This window comes from Devosia elaeis, assembly GCF_001650025.1.
Classification (GTDB): Bacteria; Pseudomonadota; Alphaproteobacteria; order Rhizobiales; family Devosiaceae; genus Devosia; species Devosia elaeis.
Map to the genome: position 1 here is coordinate 1 of NZ_LVVY01000001.1, position 25,588 is coordinate 25,588.

Annotated in this window: 30 protein-coding genes and 1 riboswitch; of the genes, 27 read left to right on the forward strand and 3 right to left on the reverse strand. The window is 62.5% G+C overall.

Translation table 11 applies throughout. The annotated features are described in order from the left end of the window. The first annotated feature begins 65 nt into the window (after positions 1 to 65). The 15 genes from A3840_RS00005 to A3840_RS20090 all read left to right on the forward strand — a co-directional run bounded on the left by A3840_RS00005 (position 66) and on the right by A3840_RS20090 (position 7,433). Positions 66 to 524, forward strand: a complete 459-nt coding sequence (locus tag A3840_RS00005) for an ERF family protein (protein WP_067449950.1) — start codon at positions 66 to 68, stop codon at positions 522 to 524. Next, a complete protein-coding gene (locus tag A3840_RS00010) occupies positions 521 to 1,162 on the forward strand; it encodes a lambda exonuclease family protein (protein WP_067449953.1) in 642 nt (213 codons plus the stop codon). Before A3840_RS00005 ends, A3840_RS00010 begins: the two co-directional genes overlap by 4 nt. A gap of 70 nt (positions 1,163 to 1,232) precedes the next feature. Then, entirely contained in the window at positions 1,233 to 1,565 is a 333-nt protein-coding gene (locus A3840_RS00015) for a hypothetical protein (RefSeq protein ID WP_067449956.1), read from the forward strand. Further along, on the forward strand, positions 1,562 to 1,747 hold the full coding sequence (locus A3840_RS00020) for a hypothetical protein (protein WP_067449959.1): 186 nt from the start codon (positions 1,562 to 1,564) through the stop codon (positions 1,745 to 1,747). Before A3840_RS00015 ends, A3840_RS00020 begins: the two co-directional genes overlap by 4 nt. A 38-nt stretch (positions 1,748 to 1,785) precedes the next feature. After that, positions 1,786 to 2,208, forward strand: coding sequence for a hypothetical protein (locus A3840_RS00025; RefSeq protein WP_131798192.1), 423 nt, complete (start codon positions 1,786 to 1,788; stop codon positions 2,206 to 2,208). Further along, positions 2,205 to 2,441, forward strand: a complete 237-nt coding sequence (locus A3840_RS00030) for a hypothetical protein (RefSeq protein ID WP_067449965.1) — start codon at positions 2,205 to 2,207, stop codon at positions 2,439 to 2,441. Before A3840_RS00025 ends, A3840_RS00030 begins: the two co-directional genes overlap by 4 nt. After that, positions 2,434 to 2,859 carry an HNH endonuclease gene (locus tag A3840_RS00035; protein WP_131798193.1) on the forward strand — a complete coding sequence of 142 codons (426 nt, stop codon included), beginning with the start codon at positions 2,434 to 2,436 and terminating at the stop codon, positions 2,857 to 2,859. Before A3840_RS00030 ends, A3840_RS00035 begins: the two co-directional genes overlap by 8 nt. Continuing rightward, complete coding sequence (locus A3840_RS18905) at positions 2,856 to 3,299, forward strand: HNH endonuclease (protein WP_082903520.1); 444 nt, start codon at positions 2,856 to 2,858, stop codon at positions 3,297 to 3,299. The genes A3840_RS00035 and A3840_RS18905 overlap by 4 nt, the downstream gene beginning before the upstream one ends. Continuing rightward, positions 3,296 to 4,012: a hypothetical protein gene (locus A3840_RS00040; protein WP_067449971.1), complete on the forward strand. Its 717-nt coding sequence runs from the start codon at positions 3,296 to 3,298 to the stop codon at positions 4,010 to 4,012. The genes A3840_RS18905 and A3840_RS00040 overlap by 4 nt, the downstream gene beginning before the upstream one ends. Beyond that, positions 4,009 to 4,779, forward strand: a complete 771-nt coding sequence (locus tag A3840_RS00045; RefSeq protein WP_067449974.1) for a nucleotidyl transferase family protein — start codon at positions 4,009 to 4,011, stop codon at positions 4,777 to 4,779. Before A3840_RS00040 ends, A3840_RS00045 begins: the two co-directional genes overlap by 4 nt. 203 nt (positions 4,780 to 4,982) lie before the next feature. Next, a complete protein-coding gene (locus A3840_RS00050) occupies positions 4,983 to 5,312 on the forward strand; it encodes a hypothetical protein (protein ID WP_067449977.1) in 330 nt (109 codons plus the stop codon). After that, complete coding sequence (locus A3840_RS20085) at positions 5,309 to 5,440, forward strand: hypothetical protein (RefSeq protein WP_281180518.1); 132 nt, start codon at positions 5,309 to 5,311, stop codon at positions 5,438 to 5,440. The genes A3840_RS00050 and A3840_RS20085 overlap by 4 nt, the downstream gene beginning before the upstream one ends. Positions 5,441 to 5,690: 250 nt before the next feature. Next, positions 5,691 to 5,987 (forward strand): helix-turn-helix domain-containing protein, encoded by a 297-nt coding sequence (locus tag A3840_RS20220; RefSeq protein WP_165603093.1) that lies wholly within the window; start codon positions 5,691 to 5,693, stop codon positions 5,985 to 5,987. After that, positions 5,873 to 6,994: a tyrosine-type recombinase/integrase gene (locus A3840_RS00060; protein ID WP_067449983.1), complete on the forward strand. Its 1,122-nt coding sequence runs from the start codon at positions 5,873 to 5,875 to the stop codon at positions 6,992 to 6,994. Before A3840_RS20220 ends, A3840_RS00060 begins: the two co-directional genes overlap by 115 nt. A gap of 313 nt (positions 6,995 to 7,307) precedes the next feature. Continuing rightward, positions 7,308 to 7,433, forward strand: coding sequence for a hypothetical protein (locus A3840_RS20090; protein WP_281180520.1), 126 nt, complete (start codon positions 7,308 to 7,310; stop codon positions 7,431 to 7,433). A 71-nt stretch (positions 7,434 to 7,504) separates the two neighbouring features. Here A3840_RS20090 and A3840_RS00065 read toward each other — a convergent pair whose 3' ends face one another. After that, a complete protein-coding gene (locus tag A3840_RS00065) occupies positions 7,505 to 8,353 on the reverse strand; it encodes a helix-turn-helix domain-containing protein (RefSeq protein ID WP_082903523.1) in 849 nt (282 codons plus the stop codon). A 167-nt stretch (positions 8,354 to 8,520) separates the two neighbouring features. Between A3840_RS00065 and A3840_RS00070 the strand changes: the two genes are divergently transcribed. The 5 genes from A3840_RS00070 (at position 8,521) to A3840_RS00090 (ending at position 14,750) form a co-directional block, all read left to right on the forward strand. After that, positions 8,521 to 9,795: an ABC transporter substrate-binding protein gene (locus A3840_RS00070; protein WP_067449990.1), complete on the forward strand. Its 1,275-nt coding sequence runs from the start codon at positions 8,521 to 8,523 to the stop codon at positions 9,793 to 9,795. Positions 9,796 to 9,982: 187 nt separating this feature from the next. Next, positions 9,983 to 10,813: a carbohydrate ABC transporter permease gene (locus tag A3840_RS00075; RefSeq protein ID WP_067450347.1), complete on the forward strand. Its 831-nt coding sequence runs from the start codon at positions 9,983 to 9,985 to the stop codon at positions 10,811 to 10,813. Beyond that, positions 10,810 to 11,628: a carbohydrate ABC transporter permease gene (locus A3840_RS00080; RefSeq protein WP_067449994.1), complete on the forward strand. Its 819-nt coding sequence runs from the start codon at positions 10,810 to 10,812 to the stop codon at positions 11,626 to 11,628. Before A3840_RS00075 ends, A3840_RS00080 begins: the two co-directional genes overlap by 4 nt. A 12-nt stretch (positions 11,629 to 11,640) precedes the next feature. Then, entirely contained in the window at positions 11,641 to 12,720 is a 1,080-nt protein-coding gene (locus A3840_RS00085) for an ABC transporter ATP-binding protein (RefSeq protein ID WP_067449997.1), read from the forward strand. Positions 12,721 to 12,746: 26 nt separating this feature from the next. Further along, positions 12,747 to 14,750, forward strand: a complete 2,004-nt coding sequence (locus tag A3840_RS00090; RefSeq protein WP_067450004.1) for an aldo/keto reductase — start codon at positions 12,747 to 12,749, stop codon at positions 14,748 to 14,750. A gap of 256 nt (positions 14,751 to 15,006) precedes the next feature. Here A3840_RS00090 and A3840_RS00095 read toward each other — a convergent pair whose 3' ends face one another. Next, entirely contained in the window at positions 15,007 to 16,425 is a 1,419-nt protein-coding gene (locus A3840_RS00095; RefSeq protein WP_067450007.1) for an MFS transporter, read from the reverse strand. 223 nt (positions 16,426 to 16,648) lie between these two features. Continuing rightward, positions 16,649 to 16,790, forward strand: a riboswitch (FMN riboswitch). Positions 16,791 to 16,886: 96 nt separating this feature from the next. Here A3840_RS00095 and A3840_RS00100 point away from each other — a divergent pair. From A3840_RS00100 to iolB, 7 genes are all read left to right on the forward strand, one after another. After that, the gene (locus tag A3840_RS00100; RefSeq protein WP_067450010.1) at positions 16,887 to 17,837 is read left to right on the forward strand and encodes a DMT family transporter; all 951 of its coding nucleotides are present in this window, start codon (positions 16,887 to 16,889) and stop codon (positions 17,835 to 17,837) included. 137 nt (positions 17,838 to 17,974) lie between these two features. Continuing rightward, positions 17,975 to 18,811 (forward strand): MurR/RpiR family transcriptional regulator, encoded by an 837-nt coding sequence (locus A3840_RS00105; RefSeq protein WP_067450350.1) that lies wholly within the window; start codon positions 17,975 to 17,977, stop codon positions 18,809 to 18,811. A gap of 97 nt (positions 18,812 to 18,908) precedes the next feature. After that, positions 18,909 to 20,828: a bifunctional 5-dehydro-2-deoxygluconokinase/5-dehydro-2-deoxyphosphogluconate aldolase gene (locus tag A3840_RS00110; protein ID WP_245676523.1), complete on the forward strand. Its 1,920-nt coding sequence runs from the start codon at positions 18,909 to 18,911 to the stop codon at positions 20,826 to 20,828. 247 nt (positions 20,829 to 21,075) lie between these two features. Beyond that, a complete protein-coding gene (gene iolD, locus A3840_RS00115) occupies positions 21,076 to 22,923 on the forward strand; it encodes a 3D-(3,5/4)-trihydroxycyclohexane-1,2-dione acylhydrolase (decyclizing) (protein WP_067450017.1) in 1,848 nt (615 codons plus the stop codon). A gap of 168 nt (positions 22,924 to 23,091) precedes the next feature. Next, positions 23,092 to 24,009: a myo-inosose-2 dehydratase gene (iolE, locus tag A3840_RS00120; RefSeq protein ID WP_067450020.1), complete on the forward strand. Its 918-nt coding sequence runs from the start codon at positions 23,092 to 23,094 to the stop codon at positions 24,007 to 24,009. Positions 24,010 to 24,068: 59 nt separating this feature from the next. Next, entirely contained in the window at positions 24,069 to 24,320 is a 252-nt protein-coding gene (locus A3840_RS00125) for a hypothetical protein (protein ID WP_067450023.1), read from the forward strand. Next, the gene (gene iolB / locus A3840_RS00130) at positions 24,265 to 25,065 is read left to right on the forward strand and encodes a 5-deoxy-glucuronate isomerase (RefSeq protein WP_067450026.1); all 801 of its coding nucleotides are present in this window, start codon (positions 24,265 to 24,267) and stop codon (positions 25,063 to 25,065) included. Before A3840_RS00125 ends, iolB begins: the two co-directional genes overlap by 56 nt. Here the strand turns inward: iolB and A3840_RS00135 are convergent, their stop codons facing one another. Next, positions 25,066 to 25,536 (reverse strand): hypothetical protein, encoded by a 471-nt coding sequence (locus A3840_RS00135; RefSeq protein WP_131798194.1) that lies wholly within the window; start codon positions 25,534 to 25,536, stop codon positions 25,066 to 25,068. Positions 25,537 to 25,588: the final 52 nt, after the last annotated feature.

Below are 25,588 nucleotides of genomic sequence, written 5' to 3' on the forward strand. Positions count from 1 at the left end.
ACTCTCCATAAAACCGGAGGGGACTTGGGGCTCAGGTCACCGACTATGCGCAGCTCGATAGGGTATTGCGACCTATCTACACCAAGCACGGCTTCGCTCTGAGCTTCAATGATGGCGAAGGCGCTCCGGCGGATTGGGTCCGTATCGTCTGCCATGTGACCAATTCCGGCCACACCCGGATTTATCACAAGGATATGCCTGCCGATGGCAAGGGCGCCAAGGGCGGCGACGTGATGACGAAGACCCATGCGGTCGGCGCGGCTCAATCCTACGCAATGCGCTACCTGCTACGGATGATCTTCAACGTATCGGTGGGTGAAGGCGACAATGACGGCAACGTAGCCGCGGCGAGCCCCCCGCTCACCGAAGACCAAATCTTAGACCTGCAAGCGTTGGTCGAAGAATACGGCGCAAATGCCAAGCTGCTGTGCCAGCGCCTCAAGGTTCAATACCTTGATGACCTGCCGCAATCCCGGCTGAAAGAGGCCGAAGCCATGATCCGCTCGAAAGGGGCGCGGTCATGAGCGAGATCGAACAAGGCTCCGCTGACTGGTTCGCAATGCGCCTCGGAAAGGTCACCGCCTCCCGCGTTGCGGAAGTCATCGCCAAGACCAAAACCGGCTATTCGGCCTCCCGCGCCAACTATGCCGCCCAGCTCATTGCCGAGCGGCTGACTGGCGACGTTGCCGAGAGCTTTTCCAACGCCGCAATGCAGTGGGGCACCGAACAGGAGCCGGATGCCCGGCTTGCCTATGAGTTTCGTCATGACGTGGAAGTGGAACAGGTGGCCTTTGTCGATCACCCGACGATTGCCATGTCTGGCGCCAGCCCAGATGGCCTGATCGGCATCGACGGCCTTATCGAGATCAAATGCCCGAACACGGCAACGCATCTCGACACGCTGCGCAGCGAAACCATCCCCGGCAAGTACGAGAGCCAGATGCTTTGGCAGATGGCCTGCACGGGCCGCCAGTGGTGCGACTTCGCATCCTATGATCCGCGCCTGCCGGAAAACATGCGGCTGTTCGTAAAGCGCCTCCCACGGGACGACGCCCGCATTGCCGAACTGGAAGCCGAAGTGTCGGCCTTCCTCACCGAAATTGACGCCACGGTTGCCGAGTTGACCCGCAAGTACGGGCTTCCCGACGCCATGGCCGCATAATTCTCCACGAAGGGACGGCGGGCCATTGCTTCCGGGCAATGGTGGTTAAGAGCCAACCGCCGATTAATTGATGAGTGAACACAGCATTGAAGAACTGGAACGGCAGCTCAAGGCCGCTGAGGGCCGAAGGGCGGAAGCCACGCGGGCGGTGCAGGAAGCGGAGGCGCGGCTAAAAGAAGCCCGCCTCGATGCGACGGGCCTGAAGGGTCACCTAGTCAAGGGGAGCCGATGGAGTGGTTCACCCGAGTATACCATTCTGGTTGAAGAGTTTCGCAAAGGCTGGCGCTCCGATGATGTAAGCGGTCGCGTCCTCAAAAAGAACGGCCAACTTGGCGTCCAGACAATGGACCTGCCCTTATTGAAGGTGTCTGACCTCGGCCCCTATGTGGAGCCGGCGCCATGACCCTCCCCGATATGGACAAAGACCTTTCCGCATACACCGACTTTCAGAAGCTCTCTGATCGGGTGGTCTATTGGGAACGGCGGTTCGCGCTCACCAATCCAGACGCTGAGGACGAGGTACGATTTAAAGAGATCGCGGCCAAGCACTCTACGCGGGTGCTGTCGGTTATGAGGGCCGGGTGATGAGCCACCGGATAATCCGTACCCCCGAAGACCTGGCCATGCTCAAGACCTTCCTCGACGGTCGGAAGTTGCCCTTCACCGTGGACATTACCGAAGGTCTGGACCGGAGCGCCGAGCAGAACCGCCTCGCCTTCAAATGGTACGGCGAAATCTCTGAGCAGACCGGCGAGGACATTGAGGACGTACGCGCGCGGTGCAAGCTGGAAATCGGCGTGCCGATCATGCGCAGGGATTCCGAGAAGTTCTGCGGGACCTATGACCGCATCGTGCGGCCCCTGCCCCATGCCGACAAACTCGACCTGATCCGCGACACCGAAATGCCAGTCACAAGCCTGATGAAGGTCAAGCAGATGACCGAGTATCTGGACCTCATGTTCCGGCGCCATTCCGAGTTCGGGATCGTGCTGACCATCCCGCCGGATCGGTTTGCCTATGACCCTGACCGGAGGATGGCTGCATGAGAAAGCTCACAGACCAAGAGCGCGCAGATCGAACGCATCACCGCGAGGGCTTCAACCGATACGGCGAGACTGTTGAACAGGTCCGGGACCGGCGCCTAATCGTCATGGTCAACGATGCAGAAGTCGAGGCCATAGATGAATGGCGATACCGGAACCGCGTAGAGACACGAGCCAAGGCCGTGCGCGACCTCCTGGAAATCGCCCTCGGCAGGAAAGGGCCGGCCAATGGCTAGATCCCGCCGCTACGAGTTCAAGAAATCCACTATGCGCGAAGCCTTCGCACGATCCGGCGGCTTCTGCGAGGCGGTTGGCGTTGCCTATGGCCTGCAACCGGGCCAACGCTGCAACACGCCTCTGGATGGCAAGCGCAAGGAATATGACCACTACCCGCTTCCGGCGACGATGGAAGAAAGCGACGTCCTGGAAAACTGCGTCGTCTGCTGCGTCCCTTGCCACAAGCACAAGACCGCCACGCTGGATATTCCGGTTCAGGCAAAGACCAAGCGTGTTTCGGATAAGGCCAAAAACATCGGCCGGCAGAAGCATCAATGGGCCACCCAGCGCCTCGGCAGCGGGAATAACCAGCGTCGGGCCACCACACCACCCAAACCGAAATTCGAGGGCGATATCATGGCCCGGAGGCAATCATGACCAAGATATCTGAAGCAGAGCGCCTATGGAGCGCCAGCATCCCGGAGCCAAACTCTGGTTGTTGGATTTGGCTACAGAGCGTGAACCATCGTGGATACGGTCAAGTCCAGTTTCGCGGCAAGAAAGCTAAGGCACATAGAGCTTCCTGGATGGCGAATGTCGGCCCGATCCCTGATGGCCAAATGGTGCTGCACCGGTGTGACAATCGCTCCTGCATCAACCCAGACCATCTTTTTCTAGGGTCTGCTAAGGACAACACCGATGACATGGTGCGCAAAAACCGTGCGCCCAATCGGAAGTTATCGGGCGAGGCCGTGCGACAGATCCGAGAGCGCAAGGCGCGCGGTGAAACCTACGCATCGATGGCCGCAGAGTTTGGGGTGAGCGACGGCACACTCCGCCAAGCAGGCCGAGGCAAGAATTGGAGTGCAATCCAATGAGTGTGAACGACGAATCCCTCCGCGCCTCTATACCCGGAGGCGTGGGGGTGAGGGTGAAGGCGCTTGATTGGGGCGAACGTCGTGCAATCCACGAGGTAAATTGGGCTTGGGACGCCAAGACCTCAATCGACTGGTACGTTGTGGCAACCGCGTCCGGCGAAGGATGTAAGGGCACATTCTATTGGTTCGTTGTCGGCTATGCTGTCAAGGGCTGGGCAAACTCGGAAGAAGAAGCCAAAGCCGCCGCCCAAGCCGATTACGAGCGCCGCATCCTCTCTGCCCTCGACCTCTCACCAGCAGACACGCAGTGCTGCATGTGCGGAAAAACAGGCTTGTCCACCATCGAAGGCGACGGCGGCACGGAATGCCAGCTAGAGGATGGCCGCTGGACTTGCTCGGAACCGTGTTGGGAAAAGGCTGGAGGCTATGGGCCTGACCTCTCATCAGCAGAGGGAGAGCCGGTTGGCCTTTTCCGCAAAAGCGATGGAGCTTGGAAGCAGGTTCCTGACGAATGGGCCGATCATCCCAACGTCCAACCCCTCTACGCCTCTCCATCCAATAAAGAGCCGGTGGCGGTAACGGATGAGATGGTGGAGCGGGCGGTACAGGCTTGGCCTGACGGTCTAAGCGACCCGCGCAATAAGATCGCCATGCGCGCCGCCCTCACCGCCGCCCTTTCCGTGAAGCCACAGAGCGGGAGCGATAAGCCATGAGCAGGGAACTGGACGACGACGAACTCCGCGCACTCCTAGATCGCATCTCCGCAGAACGCGCCACAATGAAGCCAGGGGAATACCCGGAGGAACAGCCGATGACTGACGCAGCCTCTCCTTCTCCCTCGGAGATGGACGAACTTTCCGAGCGACTGCTTTCGGCCGCAACAGACATAGAGCGAGCGTTTCTGCACCGCATCGACCACTCGGGCGAGGACTGGCGCTTGGTCAATCCAGACGGTGAAACCGCCGCCGCGATCATGCGGGAAGCCCAATCAGCCCTTGCGGCTATGCGGGCGGAAAGGGATCGTTGGGAGCAACGGTTCTTTAAAATGGATCGGAACTTTGATCGCGCCGTCGCCCGCGCGGAAACTGCCGAAGCCCAAGTCCTTCGCCTTACCGAGGAGAATGAAGCGCTGAGGAAGCGTACTGGACCCGACATGTGGTGCCAATCTTGCGGCACGGTGACCCGAGACGACGAGTGCGATTGCAACCGGTTTGGCGAAGTGATTGCTGAACAGAGGCTTGTCAATCTAGCTGACGAACTCGGCAGAATTGCGCGCGAAGAGATGGAGAAGCGCGAAGCCGCAGAGGTCCGCATCAAAGCCCTTGAGGAGGCGCTCGGCGACGTACTTAGCCGTGTGTCCGACACTGTTGGGTGCGGACGCCACTGCGTTATTGAGGCAGAGGCCAAAGACGAGGCTGAATACACAACTGCAATCCGAGCCGCCCGCACCACTCTCCAGAAGGAACAGGCAGATGGGTAAGATAGAAGAGATGAAAAGCCCGCCCTGCCGCGTTTGCGGAAATAGCAGGTGGGTTGCGATATGGGATGCTGAGAAGCCGGAGAAGGCAATCTGCATGGATTGTTGCGGGTTCGCTGAGCACGAGAACGGAGAAGCTGGTCACGAATATGACCGCACGGGGGTCCACGTGCCATCCTGCATTCACTGCGGGGCGGAGCCCTGACATGAAGGCCGCCAACTATGCACCAGTCTATGCCGGCCTATATCCCGAGCTTGCGGAGATCGCGCGCAACCACGGTTATGCAATGGCAGTCCACGGCAGTTTCGCCAAGGATGCGGATCTGATCTGTGTGCCGTGGACTGACGATGCTGCCGACCCTCACGCAGTAGTCGATGCCATAACGTCTGAGTTCGCTATCCAGCGCATCCCTGGAGACCCCAAGATCAGAGAGCATGGCCGCATCGTCTATTCGCTGACAATAGCTGCGCCGGGTTGCTTCATAGACTTATCGTTCACGCCTCGCGCTGCTCTATCTCAGGGAGGCGGGGAATGATGACCGTATCACTGGCGGCGTCGTTCGCTTTCGCAATCTCTCTGTGGTTCATCCTCTTCCCGGTGTCGTTCGGGAAACATCTCGGCAAAGTCCTGTCGGGAATCCAAGCCGCCAAGGAGGGGAAGTGATGCTAGTTCAGCTTCCCTCGGATGGCCACCAGCAAATCCCGCCACTGCCCGATGAGTGTGGCAATCTTTGCGGCCTTGTCAGGGACCAGTCTGGCGATGTCCACCAATCGGTCGATCTCTGCTCCAATCAGGGCAATATCCTCACTCGGGATAGTGCCAGCGTCTATCATCGCCCTGTACCGGTGCAGGGTTCGGCGGGAGAGCATAATGCGCTGATCGGCTTGGGATGGGGTCATGGAGGGAGAATGCCATGGCTTTGCTGACCCCGAAAGAGGCCGCCGAGCGCTTGGGAGTTTCGACTGATCAGTTGCTGAAGCTCACTGATCGCGGCAAGTTGCCATTCATCAATGTTGGCCTTGGCCAGAAACGGCCATCCCGCCGATACGACCCGGATGATTTGAGCGCCTTCATGATGGCGCAGAGGATGACCGCATGTCCGTCTTCAAGCGCAAAGGCTCCGAAATCTACTCTTACGACTTCTGGATTAAGGGTCGTCGATTTCTCGGCAGCACGGAAGAGAAAAACAAGCGAGCAGCCGAGGCCGTAGAACGGACCAAGAAGGAAGAGGCTCGCGCTACCGTTGCCACGGAAGAGGCAATGGATGCGCCCCGAACTTGGGAACTCGCATCGTCCCGCTGGTGGTTAGAGGTCGGCCAGCACCATAAAAACGCGCACGTCACCGCCGCTGCTCTCGATTGGCTGACGAAGGCAATAGGGCGCACCACCCTTCTGATCGACATTGACGACAACCGCGTTGCTGCCCTGGTTGCAAAACGCCGAGGCGAAATTCGGCAAGTCGGAAAGGCGGAGAGCCGCACGAAGACCGTCGGTGCCGCGACTGTAAACCGGACCTGCACGGAGCCTCTACGCAAAGTCATGTTGCGCGCTGCGAAGACTTGGAAGGTGCGCACCGGCGAAGTCGATTGGGGCAGTCACATGCTGGCGGAGCCCCAAGAACGCGTGCGCGAGGCGAGCCGGGGCGAAGAGAGCAAGATCATGGACCAGCTCGAACGCGGATATGACGCTGCGGTCGAGTTCGCATTCGTGAATGGATGCCGGCGCATGGAAATCATCGGCCTTCGGTGGCCGAAAGTAGATTTCTTTGGGCGCCAATTCACCGTTCTAGGCAAGGGCGACAAAGAGCGCACGATCCCAATGAACCAGCGGACCTTTGATTTGCTCTGGGCGCAGCGGGGCATGCACGAGGAATTCGTGTTCACCTTCGAGGCGAAGCGCACCCGTAGGCATGGCGCGCGGGACCTGGTGAAAGGCAAGCGCTACCCTATGACGGAGCACGGGCTAAAGACGGCCATGCGGCGCGCCGTCGCAAAATCTGGAGTCGAGAACTTTCGCTTTCACGATACCCGGCACACTGCCGCAACCCGTGTGCTCAGGAAGTCGAACCTTCGCGTTGCCCAAGTGCTCCTGGGCCACAAGGACATCAAAACGACGACGAAATACGCGCATGCGATGGCCGAAGATGTGCGTGCAGCGCTCGAAGCATCAAGTCCCGCGAGAAGTCCCGCGACACGAGGAAAGAAACATGCTAAGTGATTGGGGTGTTTCGGAGATTTCTGTTCTGGGCATGCTTCCCCCAGACAAATGCGCTACCAGGCTGCGCTACGCCCCGACTGCCGGACACATAGGCAAAGGGGGCTTTTGAGGCAAGCCCCAAAATTCGCCTGACGCGCACAAAGCGCGGGAAAATCCGAGCGAGGCTGGAGATTCCGGCGCAGCGGCGTCCGATGAACCAGCAGATCGCCTATAAGGGAGGCAGCATTCCCAGGGGATAGCGCGGGCCAAATTTGCGCCTCGAGCGGGGGGCTGCTAGGTCATGATCCGGACAATATGAAAAAGGGAGGCCGCGATGGCCAATGACAACGACAAGGAACTGGATTTCATCGGCAATTTCAGCCTGTTCGCCGCTGCCCTGTGGGTTCTCGGCGCCGCCGCCCTGCTGACCATGGTGGTGCTCGGCCAGAGCCGGGTCTGAAGAATGCCCCGGCCGCGACGGCCGGCGATTCCATCGCACCGCCCCGGGGGCCGCCTGCCCCCGCGCGGCATTCAATTATAGGGCCTGTCCGGCGCCGACTGGACAGCCATCTGCACGGCGGGCCGCCCCCTGACATCGCGGCGGAAATCGCTGGGCGACATGCCGGCAACCTTGCGGAACGATTTATTGAAGGCGCTGAGCGAGCCGAAACCGCTCTCCATGGCGATGGCAAGCACACTGGCATCGTCATGCATCAGCATGGCCTGGGCATAGGACAGGCGCATGAGGTTGATATAATCGTTTAGCGTCATGCCGGTGGATTTCTTGAACACCGTCATCGCATATTTCGGATGCACGTCGGCAGCCACGGCAATGTCGACGGAATCGATGTCCTCGCGAAAATTGTCGGCGATATATTCGCAGATGCGCACCACGATGGGCGAGGCGTGATGGTCGAGCCCGCCGGCATCGGCCACCGGCCGGCTGTCGGGCAAGAGGCTATAGGGCGAAAAGCGGATGCGCTCGATGCGCAACAGGAGCTCATCCACCGCCAGGCTCGCCTTCATCGGATCGCCGGAGCGCGTATAGAGATGCCATCGAGCGAAATTGATCGGATCTGCCCCGTCGGTGGCCTGCGTCACCAGGGTTGCGCCCTGCATCAGCCGGGCCTGCACGTCCGATGGCAGGCGCAGGCGGAAGAAATGCACCAGCGGCAGATGCCCGCCGGCATAGATCAGATCATCCGAGGCATCGTCGAGCCAATGCGGCAATCCACCCCAGAACAGGGCCAGATCACCCTCGGTGAAGGTCACCTCATGGCCGCTCATATTGTAATGCGCCCAGCCTCGGGAAATGTAGTTCACCTCCACTTGGGCATGCCAGTGCGGCGCGCGCATGATGGCCGGTGAAGTATGGAACATGGAGAGAGCCGTCGGCAGGCGTTCGACCCCGTTGGCTTCGGGGACATAATAAGTACGACTAATCTTACTTTCCGCCAAATCCGCATACCCAATGAGAGTGACGGTACCTACAGGACGACTAACTTATGTAGCGCTCGGAGGAAGAGCAAATAAAAAGGGAGGACTCTATGTCTAGCAACACGACTCGGCGGGGCTTCAAGCTCGCCGGCGCCCTCGCGGGCATCAGCATGCTCAGCATTTCGGTGGCCGCCGCACAGCAGATTACCGTCTGGTGCTGGGACCCCAATTTCAATGGCGCGACGATGGAGGAGGCATTCTCGCGCTATCAGGCCCAACATCCCGACGCCACAATCGACATCCAGGTCTTCGACAAGGCGGCCATGGAGCAGAAATTGCAGGCGCAGCTCGCTTCGGGCTCGACCGACGGCCTTCCCGACATCGTGCTCGTCGAGGATTATCGCGCTCAGAAATACCTGTTGTCGTTCCCCGGCGCATTCGAGCCGCTGACCGGCAAGATCGACTACTCGGCCTTTGCGCCCTACAAGGTGGAAGTCTCCACCGTGGACGGCCAGACCTATTCCATGCCCTTCGATTCCGGCGTGACGGGTCTGTTTTATCGTTCCGACGCGCTGGCCGAAGCCGGGTACAGCGCCGCCGACCTTGAAAACATCACCTGGGACCAGCTCATCGAGATCGGCAAGGGCGTCAAGGAAAAGACCGGCAAGACCCTGCTGCCGATCGACCCCAACGCCTCCGACCTGTTCCGCATCATGATGCAGTCCGCCGGCTCCTGGTATTTCGACGCCAGCGGTAACCCGACGATTGCCGATAATCCGGTCTTCAAGAGCACGCTCGAGACCTATCAGCGTCTGCTGACCGCCGACATCACCAAGCCGGTTGCCGGCTGGACCGAATATACCGGCAGCTTCACCTCCGGCGACACGTTGGCAACGCCGACCGGCGTGTGGATGACCGCCACGATCAAGGCCAATCCGGACCAGTCCGGCATGTGGGCCGTGGCTCCGATACCGCGCCTGGGTGACATCGACGCCTCGGTCAACGCCTCCAATCTGGGCGGCTCGAGCTGGTACGTGCTGTCTTCGGCTCCCGAAAAGGAAACCGCAATCGACTTCCTCGCCAGCGTCTGGGGCCAGGACGTCGATTTCTATCAGAAGATCCTTGTCAACCAAGGCGCCCTCGGGTCGCTGTTGGCGGCGCGCGAAGGCGAGGCCTACCAGGCCAGCGACGAATTCTTCGGCGGCGAACCCGTCTGGCAGAACTTCTCCACCTGGCTCGCGGAAATCCCGCCGGTCAATTACGGCATCTTCACCGAAGAGGCCGACGCCGCCGTGGTCGCGCAAATCCCCGCCATCACCGGCGGTGGCAATATCGACGAGATCGTTGCCCAGATCGACGCTCAGGTGCGCCAGCAGACCCAGTAACAAGGTATCCGGAGGCGGTTCGTCCGCTTCCGGTCTCCCCGAGGCCCCCGCCCATGGGCGGGGGTCATCGATGATGCGGCATCACGCTGGATCATCGGTACCGGGGTATTGGGAATTGGCAGGGGAGGAGAGCGTGGCGCAATCGCATCTGGCGCGCAACGAACGGATCAATGGATGGGCTTTCGTCATGCCCGCCCTGATCCTTATCGGCATTTTCATGATCTACCCGATCATCTGGTCGCTCTGGATGAGTTTCCAGGTCGGGCGAGGCATGCAATTCAGTTTTGGCGGGCTGACCAATATCATCCGCCTCACGCAGGACCCGATCTTCATGCGGGCCTTGACCAATACGCTGATCTTCCTGGCGATCCAGGTGCCGATCATGCTGGTCCTGGCCCTTCTATTCGCCAATGCGCTCAACAATCCAAACATCTGGGGGCGCGGCTTTTTCCGCACCGCGATCTTCCTGCCCTGTGTCACGTCGCTGGTCGCCTACTCTGTGACCTTCAAGGCCATGTTCGCGGCGGACGGCATCATCAACCAGATGCTGATGGGCCTGCATATCATCGGCTCGCCCATCCCGTGGCTGGCCGATCCGTTCTGGGCCAAGGTGGTGGTGATTGCGGCCATCACCTGGCGGTGGACCGGCTACAACATGATCTTCTACCTGGCCGCCATGCAGAACATCGACCGCTCGATCTATGAAGCGGCAAGGATCGACGGCGTGCCGGCCTGGGCGCGGTTCTGGTATCTGACCGTGCCGATGCTGAAGCCGGTCATCCTGTTCACCGCGGTGATCTCGACCATCGGCACGCTGCAATTGTTCGACGAACCCAACCTTCTGACCCAAGGCGGCCCGTCCGATTCCACGCTCACGCTCTCGATGTATATCTACAATCTGAGCTTCAAGTTCATGCCGAGCTTCGGCTACGCGGCCACGGTGTCCTATGTCATCGTGATCCTCGTCGCCATCCTGAGCTTCCTGCAGTTCCTGGCAGTAAGGGATCGTCGCGCATGAGCAATCCCCTCGCCCTGATCGGCCGTGGCGCCACCTATGTCGCGCTCAGCCTGGCGGCTTTCGTATCGGTTTTTCCATTTTTCTGGATGGTCATCGGATCGACCAATACCAATGCCGATCTCATTCGCGGCAAGGCAACGCCCGGCGATGCTCTCTGGCGCAATATCGAGGTGTTCTTCACGTCGGCGGACTTGCCGCGCGTGGTCTTCAATTCCTTCTTCATCGCCGGGGTCGGCACCGTGCTGACGCTACTGGTGTCGTCACTCGCCGGTTACGGGTTCGAAGTGTTCCGCTCGCGGACGCGCGAAAGGGTGTTCGCGGTCATGCTGCTGATGCTCTCGGTGCCCTTCGCGGCGCTGATGATCCCGCTCTTCATCCTGATGGCGAATTTGAAGCTGATGAATTCCTATCAGGCGATCATCCTGCCATCGGTCGCCTCGATCTTCATCATCTTCTATTTCCGCCAGGCGACGAAAGCGTTTCCGCACGAGCTGCGCGATGCCGCGCGGATCGACGGGCTGAAGGAATGGCAGATCTTCCTGTTCGTCTACATGCCGGTGATGCGCTCCACCTATGCGGCAGCGACCATCATCGTCTTCATGACGCATTGGAACAATTATCTGTGGCCGCTCATCGTGCTGCAGACCAATGACATGAAGACGCTACCGCTCGTCGTGGCAACGCTCAGCCAGGGCTATACGCCGGACTTCGCGGTCGTGATGGTCGGCTCGATCTTCGCCACCCTGCCCACCCTCATCATTTTCTTCCTGCTCCAGCGCCGCTTCGTCGAAGGCATGCTGGGCGCGGTCAAATAAGGTGCACCATCCATGAGCAGCGTAAAGCTTAGCGGCGTTCGCAAGTCCTTCGGCGCACTGGAAGTCATCAAGGGCGTCGACCTCACGGTCGAAGACAAGGAATTCGTCGTCTTTGTCGGTCCCTCCGGCTGCGGCAAGTCCACCCTGCTCCGCATGATCGCGGGGCTGGAGACGATCAGCGCCGGCGACCTCGAAATCGGCGGCACCCGCATGAACGATGTCGATCCGTCCCGGCGCGGCATCGCCATGGTGTTCCAGACCTATGCCCTCTACCCGCATATGACAGTGCGCGAGAACATGGGCTTCGCCCTGCGCTTCGCCCGGGTGCCGAAAGAGGAGATCAACCGGCAGGTGAATGCAGCCGCGCGCATCCTGGCGCTCGAGCCGTTGCTAGACCGCCTGCCCCGGCAGCTTTCCGGGGGGCAGCGCCAGCGCGTCGCCATCGGCCGGGCCATTGTGCGCCAGCCCGAGGTCTTCCTGTTCGATGAGCCGCTTTCCAATCTCGATGCCGAATTGCGTGTACATATGCGTATCGAGATCGCGCGGCTGCACAAGGAATTGCAGACCACCATCATCTACGTGACCCACGACCAGGTCGAGGCGATGACGCTGGCCGACAAGATCGTGGTGCTGCGCGACGGGGTCATCGAGCAGGCAGGCATGCCGCTCGACCTCTATGACGACCCCGCCAATCAGTTCGTCGCCGGCTTCATCGGCTCGCCAAAGATGAATTTCCTGGCCGCCAGGGTGGTCGAGAAATCACCGGCTGGCATCACCATCGCGCTGACGCAGCACGACGATATCAAGCTGGTGCTGCCGGTGAGCGGGGCTGAGCTGGGAGAGGAGGTCGTGCTGGGCGTGCGGCCGGAGCATTTCGGGCCCTCGGGCGCCGGCGGCGCCGATCTCAGCGTGCAAGTCGACGTCGCCGAACATCTGGGCACGACCAGCTACGTCTATGCCCGCACTGAGGGCGATCCACTGATCATCGAGCGCGAGGAATCGCGCAACGAGGACGGCGCGGAGACCATCACCGTCTCCATCGATCCGGCCAAGGCCTACCTTTTCGACAAGCAGGGCCGACGGCTCCGCTAGACTTCCCTCCCTGACAGGACTGCAAAATGACTTCGAAAATACGATGGGGCATCATCGGGCCCGGCAGCATCGCCAAAGCCTTCCGCGACGGCCTCAAGGGCAGCCAGCACGGTGAGCTCGCCGCCATCGCCACCCGCAATCCGGACCGGCCGGGCCTGGTCACTGATTTCCCGGGCGCTCGCATCGTGCATGGCTATGACGCCCTGCTGGCCGACAAGGACATCGACGCCGTCTATGTCGCCGTCCCGCATACGGGCCACGCCGAATGGGCCATCAAGGCGGCCGAGGCAGGCAAGCATGTGCTGGTCGAAAAGCCGCTCGCCCTTTCGGCCCACGAAGCCGACGCGGTATTCCATGCCCATCGCAAGGCCGGCACCTTCGCGGGCGAGGCCTTCATGTACCGACTGCATCCGCAGACTGCGAAAATCCTCGACCTGGTGAAGTCCGGCACCATCGGCGAGGTGCGGATGATCCAGTCGAGCTTCGGCTTCAGCATGGGCCGTTTCCAGCCGCAGCACCGCCTGTTCGCCTCGGAACTGGCCGGCGGCGGCATCATGGATGTGGGCTGCTATCCGGTGTCGATGGCACGGCTGCTGGCCGGGGCCGTGGCCGGCAAGCCCTTTGCCGAGCCGGTCAAGGTTGCCGGCACGGCCAGCCTCAATGCAGAGGGCACGGACGATTGGGCGGCTGCCCTGCTCACCTTCGACAACGGACTCGTGGCCCAGGTCGCCTGCGCGGTTATGGTCAATCTCGACAATGTGCTGCGCATCCACGGCTCCGATGGACGGATCGAGGTGCCCGATTTCTGGTTCGCCGGTGGCAATCGCGACCAGGGCCTGGGCCGCATCGACATCGTCAAGGGCGGCAAGACCGAGAGTGTCAGCGTCAACGAGACGGCGCATGTCTATTCCTTCGAGGCTGAGGCCGCTTCGTTGGCCATTCTGGCGGGCAAACAGGAATTCGACGCCCCGGGCATGAGCTGGAACGACACGCTGGGCAATCTGCGCGTACTCGACAAATGGCGTGCCGATGCGGGGATCGAATTCTCCATCGAAAAGGCCGCGGTGCGCACCCGCACGCTCGACAATCGCCCGCTCGGCCCCAATCAGGGCATTATCCCCAAGCGCGCCATTCCGGGCCTCGCCAAGCAGGCTTCGGCCGTGGCGCTGGGCTTTGAGGATTTCCGCACCTTCGCCTCCGGCGCCATCCTGCTCGACGCCTTCTGGGAGCGCGGCGGCAATGTCTTCGACACCGCCTATATCTATGCGGGGGGCTATACCGAAAAGCTGTTCGGCGACTGGCAGAAAAGTCGCGGCGTGCGCGAAGACGCGGTGCTGATCGGCAAGGGCGCCCATTCGCCGCTGGTCTATCCCGACGTCATCGGCAAACAGCTCACCCAGTCGCTGGATCGCCTCCAGACCGATTATGTCGATGTCTATTTCATGCATCGCGACAATCTCGACGTGCCGGTGGGCGAATTCGTCGATGCCATGGATGCCGAGGTCAAAGCCGGCCGCATTCGCGGACCTTACGGCGGCTCCAACTGGACCAACGAGCGCATGGACGAGGCGATCGCCTATGCTAGGGCGAACGGCAAGACGCCACCCCAGGCGCTATCGAACAATTTCGCCCTGGCCGAAATGCTCGATCCGATCTGGGCCGGCTGCGTCACCGCCTCCACCCCCGATTTCAAGCGATGGCTCATCGATCGTCAGGTCACCAATTTCTCCTGGTCGAGCCAGGCGCGCGGCTTCTTCACCGACCTGGCCGGGCGGGACAAGCGCGACAATGAGGAACTGGTTCGGGTCTGGTATAATGACCAGAATTTCGGCCGCCGCGACCGGGCGATCGAACTGGCGCAGCAGCTGGGCCATTCCCCAATCCACGTGGCCCTGGCCTATGTGCTGGCCCAGCCCTTCCCTAGCGTGCCCCTGATCGGCCCCCGCCGCCTGGTGGAGCTCGAAGACAGCCTCAAGGCCTTCGAAATCGAGCTGACACCGGAACAGCTGCAGTGGCTGGAACAGGGCTGAGGCGCGCCCACCCATCCCCCATCGTCACCACCGGGCTTGTCCCGGTGGTCCATTCGATGCATCGCGCAAACTGGATTGCCGGGACAAGCCCGGCAATGACGTCGGAAAGCAAGTGCAGGGGAGCGTTTCACGCGCTATCCAGGAGACCTCGTGGTGAGCCTGTCGAACCACGAGGTCGGGCATGCTGAGGCTTGGGTGCCACGACCTCGCCCCTCGACAAGCTCAGGATGAGGTCTACTTTTGCTTTGAAGGCCCGCTATTCCTCGGCAAAGGTCGCCAGCGGCGTCACCTTGGCCAATTGCGTCAGCCGTAGGGCAGCTAGGAAGGCGAGGACCGCGAACAGGGCCCCCATCACGAAGAGCGGCACGATCGAGGCGAGCACATCGGCATTGCCCACCGCGTGGGGGTAGCCGGCGGCATTGGCCGCCACGCCCGCCAGGGCCGCGCCCAGGGCATTGCCGGCCGATTGGGTGGTGGGCAGCAGGGCCGAGGTGCGGTCGCGCTCGGCGGCGGTGCTGGCCTCCATGATGGTCAGCATGATGTAGCCATTGGACATGCCAAAACCCATGCCGATGGCCACCTGCCCCACCAGTAGGACCGGCAGCAGCGTCCATTCCAGCCCCAACAGCACCAGGACCAGGCCGCCAGCCAGGAAGAGCGGGCCGCTGCGGATGAGGATGCGCCGGGTGGCGCGCTGGCGCACATTGGCCACCGTCACCGAGGATAGGCTCCAGGCAACGGCCATGACCGCGCCGGTAATGGCAGCCTGAGTCGGCCCATAGCCCCAGAGCTGCTGCAGCAGCATGATGAGATAGACCGCCGTCGCCGCGCCGGCCACCGGCATCAGCAGAAAGACCCAAAGCCCCGAGCCGACCGCGCTGCGCAGCGAGAAGGCATCGGGCGGCATCAGGCGCTGATCGGCCCGCCTGTCCAGCCAGACCGCCGCCGTCAGCAGCACGGCAGCCCCCACCAGCAGCAGGGCCGCCTGTGCTGGCTCGGTCACGGCCGCCAGGGCGACAAGCATGGTGCCCGCGCCGATGGTCAGCAGCCGCAGGCCCGGAAAGCCGTGGGCCTCCACCGGCCGTTCACCGCGTGGCACCACCAGCAGCACCATGGCCACGAAGATCAGTACGAAGGGCACGTTGATGAGAAAGGCGGCACGCCAGGAAATCAACTCTGTCAGCGCCCCTGCCCCGGCCGGCCCGCCAAAGGCGGCCACGGCCCAGACCACGGCCTGCATGCCGAAGACCTTGGGCACCAGGCGGCTGGGGAACAGCTCGGGAATCAGCGCGAAACAGAGGGCGGCGACGACGCCCTCGCCGAAGCCCTGAACGGCGCGGCCGACCAGAACCTGAGTCATATCGTTGGCGATGGCGGCGATGAGCGTGCCGATCAGGAAGACGATGGCCAGCCCCACCAATGAACCGCGCGAGCCCAGGCGACGCTTGAGCAATGCGGCCGCAGCGCCGCCGACGATGGCAAAGACCAGATAGAGCGTGGTCGCCCAGGAAATGACCTCCACCCCGCCCAGTTCATGCACCGCCGAAGGCAGGGCGGCAGCGGATAGAAAGGCGTTGAAAGCGAACAGCGTGACACCAAGCGCAAGGATGGTGGTGACCGGCAGATAGCGCGGCCCAAAAATCTCGGCCCAGCGGCCTTCGACAAGATCGGACATGGGGAAACATATTAAACAAGGGTTCGCTTGTTTAATTCGCTTCAATACGGAAAGCAATGCAATTTTGGTGTGGTCGACAGGCAGCCAACCACCAAGCGCAACACCCTGCCGACTAAAACGAACAAATTCTCTTCACCGTTCGCTGATCGCGCACAGTTACACCTTTGTGCGTACTTGCGGAGAGGGGCCGCCTTGCCTAAGTTCGTCGTTGCAGGTTCGCCTGCATTGTTCTCAGGGCGGGGTGTAATTCCCCACCGGCGGTAAGGCAGCGATGTCGAGCCCGCGAGCGCTCCCGGTTCGGGAGGTCAGCAGATCCGGTGTGATTCCGGAGCCGACGGTCATAGTCCGGATGAAAGAGAACGGGATCAAGCGCCGGCCGGCGCGCGTGGCCTTTGGGCCGCGTCATTGCGGCCTGTCGTCTCCCGTAACCCTGGGGAAACTGGTTACGGAAAGGACGACGAATGAACCAGATTTCCTCTTCGAACGGCGCCGTTTCGGGCGCATCGTTCATGCTGGCGGCAAGCCTTGCCTTTGCCGGCGCCAATACGTTGCAATCGGTGCTGCCCTGGCAGTATGGCATGAGCTCGACCGGCATGGCCTTCTGGCAATATGTCATCGCCTCGGTGCTGGCCCCGCCTCTTATCCTACGGATCGGGCTTGGTAATTTGCGGACCAGCCATCCGGTCGCGCACGAAATCCGCGCCTTCGTTTCGGCGCTGGGCGTGCATGTCTTCGTCTATGGCTTCGCCTCCGGCGTGCCGATCTGGCAGATGGTGACGCTGCTGGCCACCGGGCCGCTCTTCATCATTGTCGGCTCGGTGCTGTTCCTGGGCGAAAAGGTCTCGACGGCCCGGATTCTGGCGGCTTTGCTGGGGTTTGCGGGGGCGATCATCATTTCGGGCGTCGGGACGGAAGGGCTGGGCTGGCATACTTTCGTGCCCATCCTGGCGTCGGCGCTGTGGGCGACGACCGATATCCTGACCAAATATCTCGTCCTGCGCGGGGAGCGGCCGGAGACGCTGACCGTGTCGCTGCTGGTGCTGATGACGCCGAACCATCTGGCCATCCTGCTGCTGGTCAATGCGCTGGGCGGCGTGCTGCCGGCGGGGCTGGCGACCGGCTTCCCCTTCGCGCTGCCGGAAGGTAACGGCTTGTGGTTGCTGCTGTTTCTGGGCGCGCTGACCGCGGCGGCGCAATATCTGCTGGCCTTCGCCTATCGCGATGCCGACGCCACTTATCTCCAGCCCTTCTCGGATGTGAAGGTGCTGCTGGGCGGGATCGTCGGCTGGATCGCGCTGGGCCAGGTGCCTTCCGTCTGGTTCTGGCCGGGGGCCATCCTCATCGTCCTGGCTTCCGCCTATATCTTCTGGTCGGAGAACAATAAGGCGCCTCAAGGGTTGGCTACGGCCTGACGCCGGCAGGCAATTGGTTAACAGACTGTTACCCCCGACCCTCGCAAAAGGCGGGATCGCGTGAGCGATCTCGCCTTTTTCTTGCACGCGCCGCCGATCTGTTCCAAATCTGGAACGAACATTCCATGGAGACGGCCATGCCCGAAGCCATCATCAGCGCCGCGGAAGATTTCGACAGCCTGCGCAGCGCCATCCTGGAGCGCAAGGCGAACCTGCCCAAACGGCTGGTGCAGGTGGCGGCCTATGCGCTGGACCATCCCGACGAGATCGCCTTCGGCACCGCGGCCAGCATCGCCCATTCGGCCGGGGTGCAGCCCTCGACCCTGGTGCGCTTCGCCCAGTCCTTCGGCTTCGAGGGATTTTCGGGCCTCCAGCAAATCTTCCGGGCCCGGTTGCGGGAGCGGAACGCCTCCTACGAGGAACGGTTGCGCAAGCTGGCGGCGGATGGATTGGCGGTGGAGGAGAGCGCGGCGATCTTCACCGGCTTCGTGGCGGCCGCCCATGCCAGCCTCGATGCGCTGTCCAGCGCCATCGACCCGGCGGCGTTCGAGCGGGCGGTGGATATCCTGGCCGGAGCGGACACGATCTACCTGGTGGCCAAGCGGCGCTCCTACCCCATCGCGGCCTATATGGCCTATGCCTTCGGCAAGCTGAAGGTCCGCTACCAACTGGCGGGCAGCGCGGCCGGGGTGGACGATGACCTGCTGGCGCTGGCCGGGCCCAACGATGCCGGCTTTGCCGTCAGCTTTTCGCCCTATGCCTCGGAAAGCGCGGCCCAGGCGCGGACCCTGGCGGGCAATGGCGTGCCGCTGGTGGCGCTGACCGATTCGGCGCTTTCGCCGCTGGCCGAGCATGCCGATATCTGGTTCGAGCTGGTGGAGGCCGACCATGGCGGGTTCCGCTCGCTCTCGGCCAGCATGGCCTTCGCCATGGCGCTGACGGTTTCGGTGGCGGAGAAGCGGCAATTCCGGTGATTGCGCGCAAATAGAACGTACGTTCTATCTTGTGATACAGTGGAATTCATGTTTCATTGTGACATCATTCGGAACGCAGTCGCAGGGAGGGATGGTGGTGCCCACCGGCCAGAGCAATGCCACGGACAGGGAACTGGACGTCATCACCATCGGGCGTGCCTCGGTGGACCTTTACGGCCAGCAGATCGGCACCCGGCTGGAGGATGTGGGGAGCTTCGCCAAATCCGTCGGCGGCTGCCCCACCAATATCGCCGTAGGCACGGCGCGGCTGGGGCTGAAATCGGCTTTGATCACCCGGGTGGGCGACGAGCAGATGGGCCGCTTCATCCGCGAACAGCTGGAGCGCGAGGGCGTCGAGACGGCGGGAATCGTAACCGATCCCGAACGGTTGACGGCGCTGGTGCTGCTCTCGGTCGAGAACGACAAATCCTTTCCGCTGATCTTTTATCGCGACAATTGCGCCGATGCGGCGCTGAACGAAGAGGACGTTCAGGACGCCTTCATCCGCAGGGCAAAGGCCGTGCTGGTGACAGGCACCCATTTTGCCAAGCCACACAGCGACAAGGCGCAGCGCAAGGCGATGCAGATCGCGCGGGCGCATGGCGGCAAGGTGGTGTTCGACATCGATTACCGGCCCAATCTCTGGGGCCTGGCCGGGCATGATGCCGGCGACAGCCGCTATATCGCCTCCGACATGGTATCGGCCCATCTCAAGACTGTGCTGCCCGAATGCGACCTGATCGTGGGCACGGAAGAAGAGGTGCTTATCGCGGCCGGCGCCGAGGATCTGCATGCGGCGCTGCGGACAATCCGGTCGCTCTCCGCCGCCGTGATCGTGCTGAAGCGCGGGCCGATGGGCTGCATCGTCTATGACGGACCGATCCCCGACGATCTCGAGGACGGCATTGTCGGCAAGGGTTTTCCCATCGAGGTCTATAACGTGCTGGGGGCCGGCGACGCCTTCATGAGCGGGTTCCTGCGCGGCTGGCTGCGCGGGGAAAGCCACGCGACCAGCGCGACCTGGGCCAATGCCTGCGGCGCCTTCGCGGTGAGCCGCCTGCTCTGTGCGCCGGAAATTCCCACCTGGACGGAGCTGCAATTCTTCCTCGAAAACGGCAGCCGCGAACGGGCGCTGCGCAAGGACGAGGCCATCAACCACGTGCATTGGGCCACGACGCGGCGGCGGGAGTTTCCGAGCCTGATGGCGCTGGCGGTGGACCATCGCGTGCAATTGGAAGAGATGGCCGGCGGCGATGCGCAGAAGCTGGCGCGGCTGCCCCAATTCAAGGTGCTGGCGGTGCAGGCGGCGGCACAGGTGGCCAATGGCCGCGACGGCTTCGGCATGCTGATCGATGACAAATATGGGCGCGATGCGCTTTATGCCGCCAGCGCGCTCAAGGATTTCTGGGTGGCCAAGCCGATCGAACTGCCCGGCTCGCGGCCACTGCAATTCGAATTCACCCAGGACCTGGGGTCGCGGCTGGTGGAATGGCCGGTGGATCATTGCATCAAGGTGCTGTGCTTCTTCCATCCCGACGATGCCGAGGCGCTGCGGCACGAGCAGATCGAAAAGCTGCGCGCGGCGTTCGATGCAGCGCGCAAGATCGGCCGCGAAATCCTCGTCGAAATCATTGCCGGCAAGCATGGGCCGCTGCACGATGACACAGTGGCCAGGGCGCTGACCGAGATTTACGATGCCGGGATCAAGCCGGACTGGTGGAAGCTGGAGCCGCAGCCCAACGCGGCCGCCTGGGCCGAGACCGATGCGGTGATCGAGGCTCGCGATGCCTATTGCCGCGGCGTGGTGCTGCTGGGGCTGGATGCGCCGCAGGAGGAATTGGAACGCGGCTTTGCCGCCGCCAGATCGGCGCGCACGGTCAAGGGTTTTGCCGTGGGCCGCACCATCTTCGCGGAGGCGGCGCGGGCCTGGCTGGACGGACGGATGAGCGACGAGGAGGCGGTGGCCGACATGGCGCAGCGCTTCGGGGCGCTGGTGGAGATATGGGAAGGGAATTGAACCTTGGCGGCATGCGGGTGAGCCCGAACCCCCTCCCTAGCTTTGCTACGGCCTTTACGGCCTAGCGACGCTACCCTCCCCTCAAGGGGGGAGGGTGAAGGTGGTGAGTGTGGCGAGACAGTGCCTCAGGCGCAAATCACCCTCCCCCTTGAGGGGAGGGTAGCGCAGCTGGACCCTTTTAGGGTCCTAGCGCAGCTTGGGAGGGGGTTCAGGGCCCTCGACAGAACGAAAGTTTGAGGAAACGGCAATGAGCCAGAAGACAATTCGACTAACGATGGCGCAGGCCGTGGCGCGGTTTCTGACGGCACAGAAGACCGTTATCGATGGTGAGACGGTGCCGATCTTCGGCGGGGTCTGGGCGATTTTCGGGCATGGCAATGTGGCCGGGATCGGCGAGGCCCTGCATGGGGTCAAGGACGAATTGCCGACCTATCGCGGGCAGAACGAGCAGAGCATGACCCATGCCGCAATCGGCTATGCCAAGGCCAATTTCCGGCGGCGGTTCATGGCGGCGACGACCTCGATCGGACCCGGCGCGCTGAACCTGGTGACGGCGGCGGCCCTGGCGCATGTGAACCGCATTCCGGTGCTGCTGCTGCCCGGCGACGTGTTTGCCAATCGCCTGCCCGACCCGGTGCTGCAACAGGTGGAAGATTTCGGCGACGGCACCATTTCGGCCAATGACTGCTTCAAGCCCGTGAGCCGGTATTTCGACCGGATCACGCGGCCCGAACAGATCGTTCCGGCTTTGCGCCGCGCCATGCAGGTGCTTACCGACCCGGCCGAATGCGGGCCGGTGACCTTGTCGCTGTGCCAGGATACGCAGGCGGAGGCCTATGACTATCCGGAGAGCTTCTTTGCCGAAAAAGTTTGGGTGCCGCGCCGGATCATGCCGGATGCCGACGAATTCGCGCAGGCGGCGGCGGCGCTGAAGCTGAGCAGGAAACCGGTGATCATCGCGGGGGGCGGCGTGCTCTATTCGCAGGCCAGCGACAGCCTGGCCGCCTTTGCCGAGGAGCATGGCATTCCGGTGATGGAGACGCAGGCGGGCAAGAGTTCCCTGCCCCACGTGCATGAGCTCAATATGGGCTCGGTGGGGGTGACCGGGACTTCGGCATCGAACCTCTTGGCAGAAGAGGCCGACCTGGTGCTGGCCGTGGGGACGCGGTTGCAGGATTTCACCACCGGCTCCTGGGCGCTGTTCAAGAACGAAGACATCAAAATCGTCGGGCTCAATGTGCAGGCCTTCGACGCGCACAAGCATAATGGCCTGCCGCTGGTTGCCGATGCGCGGGTGGGGCTGGAAGCGCTGGATGCGGCGCTGATGGGTTGGCAGGTTGATTCCGCCTGGACGCAGAAGGCGTTGAAATTGAAAGAGGATTGGCTCGTGGATGCCGATGCGGCGCGGGCTTCTTCCAATGCCGAATTGCCCTCGGACGCACAGGTGATCGGGGCGGTGCAGCGCGGGCGGAGCAAGGCCGTGCTGGTCTGCGCCTCGGGCGGGCTGCCGGGCGAATTGCACAAGCTGTGGCGCGCCGACGGGCCAGGCTCGTATCATCTCGATTACGGGTTTTCGACCATGGGCTACGAAATCGCCGGCGGGCTGGGCGTGGCCATTGCGCGGCCCGACCAGGACGTGGTGGTGATGGTGGGAGACGGCTCCTACCTAATGATGAACTCGGAAATCGTCTCGGCGGCGATGATGGGCGTGCGGCTCACCATCGTGGTGCTGGACAATGCCGGGTTCGGCTGCATCAACCGGCTGCAAATGGCGACCGGCGGGGCCAATTTCAACAATCTGTTCCGCGACACCTATCACATGGACCTGCCCAATGTGGATTTCGCGGCGCATGCCGCCGCCATGGGCGCCAAGGCCAGGAAGGTAGCCTCGGTAGGCGAGCTGGAGGCGGCCCTGGCGGAAAGCGAGGGCGCGGCGGGCGTGCATGTCTTCGTCATCGATACCGACCCGCTGATCACCACCGAGGCCGGCGGGCATTGGTGGGACGTGGCGGTGCCGGAGGTGAGCGAGCGGCCCAGCGTCAACGCGGCGCGCGAGGCTTATGTGAAGGCATTGCGGGCGCAACGGGCGGGGTGAGAAAAGCCCCCCTCATCCGCCCTTCGGGCACCTTCTCCCACGAGGGGAGAAGGGGGCACCGAGTTCAATCAACCACCGGCTCACCCCTCTGCCCTTGTGGGAGAGGGTGGATCGGCCAAAGGCCGAGACGGGTGAGGGATTTAGCGCCGCGGCGCAGGAGAAGACGAAGTGAAAGCCAAACTCGGCATGTCGCCCATTGCGTGGTGGAACGACGATCTCAAGGAATTGAGCGATGACGTGTCGCTGGAGGAATGCCTGCGGCAATCGCGGTCGGCCGGGTTTACCGGCATGGAGAAGGGGCGGCGGTTTCCGGACGATCCGGCGGTGATGCTGCCTATTCTCAAGGCGGCCGACGTGACGCTGTGCGGGGGCTGGTTTTCGGGCACGCTGGTGGACGAGGAGCTTTCGGCCAATAAGGACCGGATCGCGCCGATGATCGAATTGTTCAAGGCGGTGGACGCGCCCTGCATCGTCTATGGCGAGGTGGGCCGCTCCATCCAGGGCAAGCGGGAAGTGCCGCTGGCGCGGAAGCCGAAGCTGTCCGATGACGAGATGAAGGCCTATGCGCGCAAGGTGACGGCGTTCGGGGAATGGTGTGCCGATGAGGGCATGCCATTGTCCTACCATCATCACATGGGGGCGGTGGTGGAGACGGAGGCGGAGCTGGATGCGTTCATGGCGGCTTCCGGTGAGGGTATTCCGCTGCTGCTCGATACGGGGCACCTGGCCTTTGCCGGCGGGGATGTGCTGGGCGCCATCGACAGGCACCACAAGCGCATCAACCATGTGCATGTGAAGGATATCCGCCGCGCGGTGGTGGACGGGCTGGACCGGCGCCGGCAGAGCTTTCTCGATGCGGTGGCGCTGGGGGCCTTCACGGTGCCGGGCGACGGGTCGCTGGATTTCGGGGCCATCGTGCAGCGCTTTGCCGATCATGGCTATGAAGGCTGGTTCGTGGTCGAGGCCGAGCAGGACCCGGTCAGGAATCCGCCGCTCAGAATGGCGCAGGTGGGGCATGCCGAATTGATGCGGGTGATGCAGGCGGCCGGATACGAGGTCGAGACGCAGGGTTTTCCGAAAGACTGAATCTTTTGAACGGGCTGTGCTAAAGCCTTGCCGGATTGAAGCAAGCGGGAGGCGGCGGGATGGCGCTCAAGGAAAACGATCTCAAATGGTTCCGGCCGCTATGGCGGCGCGTGGCGGTGGCCGTGTTCCTGGCGCTGTGGCTGGGCTGGGAGCTGTTGTTCACCCAGGACATGTTCTGGGCGATCCTGGTGGGCGCGGCGCTGGCCTATGTGGCCTATAATTTCTTCTACACCTTCCCCAAGGAGGAGACTTCCGATGAGCAAATCCCCCCTCCTCGTCCGGCCGACGAGCAAGACCGGCAGGATCCATGACGTAACCCCCGCCTCGGCGGGATGGACGCATGTGGGCTTCGGGCTGCACCGGCTGGCGCCGGGCGAAGCCTATGGCGAGGCCACGGGCGAGCGGGAAGTGTGCCTGGTGCTGGTTTCGGGCAAGGGGCGCTTTGCCGTGGATGGCGAGGATTTCGGCGAACTGGGCGAGCGGATGAGCCCGTTCGAGGGCGCGCCATGGGCGCTCTATGTGCCAGCGGGGCGGAACTGGGCGGTGGATGCGAGCACAGACCTGGAACTGGCGATCTGCTCGGCGCCGGGCGGCGGGGATTTCCACGCCCGGGCGATCCCGCCGGGCACGCATCCGCGCATCACGCGCGGCAAGGGCGCCAATGTGCGGCACGTCTACAATATCATGCCCGAAGATGACGGCGCGGCCCATGCGCTGCTGGTGGTCGAGGTGATCACGCCGCAGGGCAATACCTCGTCCTATCCGCCGCACAAGCACGACCAGGACAATCTTCCGCATGAAAGCCAGCTGGAAGAGACCTATTATCACCGCATGAACCCGCCCCAGGGCTTCGGCTTCCAGCGGGTCTATACCGATGACCGGAGCCTCGACGAAGCCATGGCCATCGAGGATGGCGACGTGACCCTGGTACCGCGCGGCTATCATCCGGTGGCGACCACGGCGGGCTACGATCTCTATTATCTCAATGTCATGGCCGGGCCGAAGCGGGTGTGGAAATTCCACAATGCGCCCGAACACGAGTGGATGCTGAAATAGCTAGTCCAGCATGCTTTCCGGCAATTGGCCGTCGGTGAGGAAGGCGAAGCCATAGCGAGTGCCATCCTTGCCGATGGCCTCGCAGAGATAACGGGCGGGGCCGTGTTGCGGGTTGCCGATCAATTCGCACCGGCCCGTTGCGGCTTGCTCGACATTGTTGTCGCCGCTGCCGTCCCTGCCCTCGATGACGCGATCGATCTGCTGGGCGAGGCCCTCGGCCGTTCGCTCGACCGATCCGGCGAACACCAGGAACCGCCCGCTCGGATCGGTGGTCCAGATGGCCAGTTCCATCGTGCTGTCGGTGTAGACCACCTGCATGATTTCATCGCCGCAGATGTCCCGGATGTCCTCGTCGCCGATGCTCAATTGCTGGCATTCGCCGCGCAGGCTGAACACGGAATGGGGCTCGGCGGTCTGGGCAAAGGCGGGGGGAACAAGCATGAGGCTGGCGATCAGGGGCAGGAATTTCATGGGATCATCGGGGTTTGGATCGTGCATAGCGTGATGGAAAAAGGGCGCCGTC

Excerpts from the sequence above, each read along its gene's own strand:
- A3840_RS00065 (WP_082903523.1), bottom strand. The coding sequence starts at position 8,353 with ATGTTCCATACTTCACCGGCCATCATGCGCGCGCCGCACTGGCATGCC.
- iolB (WP_067450026.1), top strand. The coding sequence starts at position 24,265 with ATGAGCAAATCCCCCCTCCTCGTCCGGCCGACGAGCAAGACCGGCAGG.
- A3840_RS00060 (WP_067449983.1), top strand. The coding sequence starts at position 5,873 with ATGTCCGTCTTCAAGCGCAAAGGCTCCGAAATCTACTCTTACGACTTC.
- A3840_RS00040 (WP_067449971.1), top strand. The coding sequence starts at position 3,296 with ATGAGTGTGAACGACGAATCCCTCCGCGCCTCTATACCCGGAGGCGTG.
- A3840_RS00035 (WP_131798193.1), top strand. The coding sequence starts at position 2,434 with ATGGCTAGATCCCGCCGCTACGAGTTCAAGAAATCCACTATGCGCGAA.
- A3840_RS00050 (WP_067449977.1), top strand. The coding sequence starts at position 4,983 with ATGAAGGCCGCCAACTATGCACCAGTCTATGCCGGCCTATATCCCGAG.
- A3840_RS20090 (WP_281180520.1), top strand. The coding sequence starts at position 7,308 with ATGGCCAATGACAACGACAAGGAACTGGATTTCATCGGCAATTTCAGC.
- A3840_RS00135 (WP_131798194.1), bottom strand. The coding sequence starts at position 25,536 with ATGAAATTCCTGCCCCTGATCGCCAGCCTCATGCTTGTTCCCCCCGCC.
- A3840_RS00085 (WP_067449997.1), top strand. The coding sequence starts at position 11,641 with ATGAGCAGCGTAAAGCTTAGCGGCGTTCGCAAGTCCTTCGGCGCACTG.
- A3840_RS00070 (WP_067449990.1), top strand. The coding sequence starts at position 8,521 with ATGTCTAGCAACACGACTCGGCGGGGCTTCAAGCTCGCCGGCGCCCTC.
- A3840_RS00075 (WP_067450347.1), top strand. The coding sequence starts at position 9,983 with ATGCCCGCCCTGATCCTTATCGGCATTTTCATGATCTACCCGATCATC.
- A3840_RS00100 (WP_067450010.1), top strand. The coding sequence starts at position 16,887 with ATGAACCAGATTTCCTCTTCGAACGGCGCCGTTTCGGGCGCATCGTTC.
- A3840_RS00010 (WP_067449953.1), top strand. The coding sequence starts at position 521 with ATGAGCGAGATCGAACAAGGCTCCGCTGACTGGTTCGCAATGCGCCTC.
- A3840_RS20085 (WP_281180518.1), top strand. The coding sequence starts at position 5,309 with ATGATGACCGTATCACTGGCGGCGTCGTTCGCTTTCGCAATCTCTCTG.
- A3840_RS18905 (WP_082903520.1), top strand. The coding sequence starts at position 2,856 with ATGACCAAGATATCTGAAGCAGAGCGCCTATGGAGCGCCAGCATCCCG.
- A3840_RS00095 (WP_067450007.1), bottom strand. The coding sequence starts at position 16,425 with ATGTCCGATCTTGTCGAAGGCCGCTGGGCCGAGATTTTTGGGCCGCGC.
- A3840_RS00030 (WP_067449965.1), top strand. The coding sequence starts at position 2,205 with ATGAGAAAGCTCACAGACCAAGAGCGCGCAGATCGAACGCATCACCGC.
- A3840_RS00125 (WP_067450023.1), top strand. The coding sequence starts at position 24,069 with ATGGCGCTCAAGGAAAACGATCTCAAATGGTTCCGGCCGCTATGGCGG.
- iolD (WP_067450017.1), top strand. The coding sequence starts at position 21,076 with ATGAGCCAGAAGACAATTCGACTAACGATGGCGCAGGCCGTGGCGCGG.
- A3840_RS00025 (WP_131798192.1), top strand. The coding sequence starts at position 1,786 with ATGCTCAAGACCTTCCTCGACGGTCGGAAGTTGCCCTTCACCGTGGAC.
- A3840_RS20220 (WP_165603093.1), top strand. The coding sequence starts at position 5,691 with ATGGCTTTGCTGACCCCGAAAGAGGCCGCCGAGCGCTTGGGAGTTTCG.
- A3840_RS00080 (WP_067449994.1), top strand. The coding sequence starts at position 10,810 with ATGAGCAATCCCCTCGCCCTGATCGGCCGTGGCGCCACCTATGTCGCG.
- A3840_RS00090 (WP_067450004.1), top strand. The coding sequence starts at position 12,747 with ATGACTTCGAAAATACGATGGGGCATCATCGGGCCCGGCAGCATCGCC.
- A3840_RS00020 (WP_067449959.1), top strand. The coding sequence starts at position 1,562 with ATGACCCTCCCCGATATGGACAAAGACCTTTCCGCATACACCGACTTT.
- A3840_RS00045 (WP_067449974.1), top strand. The coding sequence starts at position 4,009 with ATGAGCAGGGAACTGGACGACGACGAACTCCGCGCACTCCTAGATCGC.
- A3840_RS00015 (WP_067449956.1), top strand. The coding sequence starts at position 1,233 with ATGAGTGAACACAGCATTGAAGAACTGGAACGGCAGCTCAAGGCCGCT.
- A3840_RS00105 (WP_067450350.1), top strand. The coding sequence starts at position 17,975 with ATGCCCGAAGCCATCATCAGCGCCGCGGAAGATTTCGACAGCCTGCGC.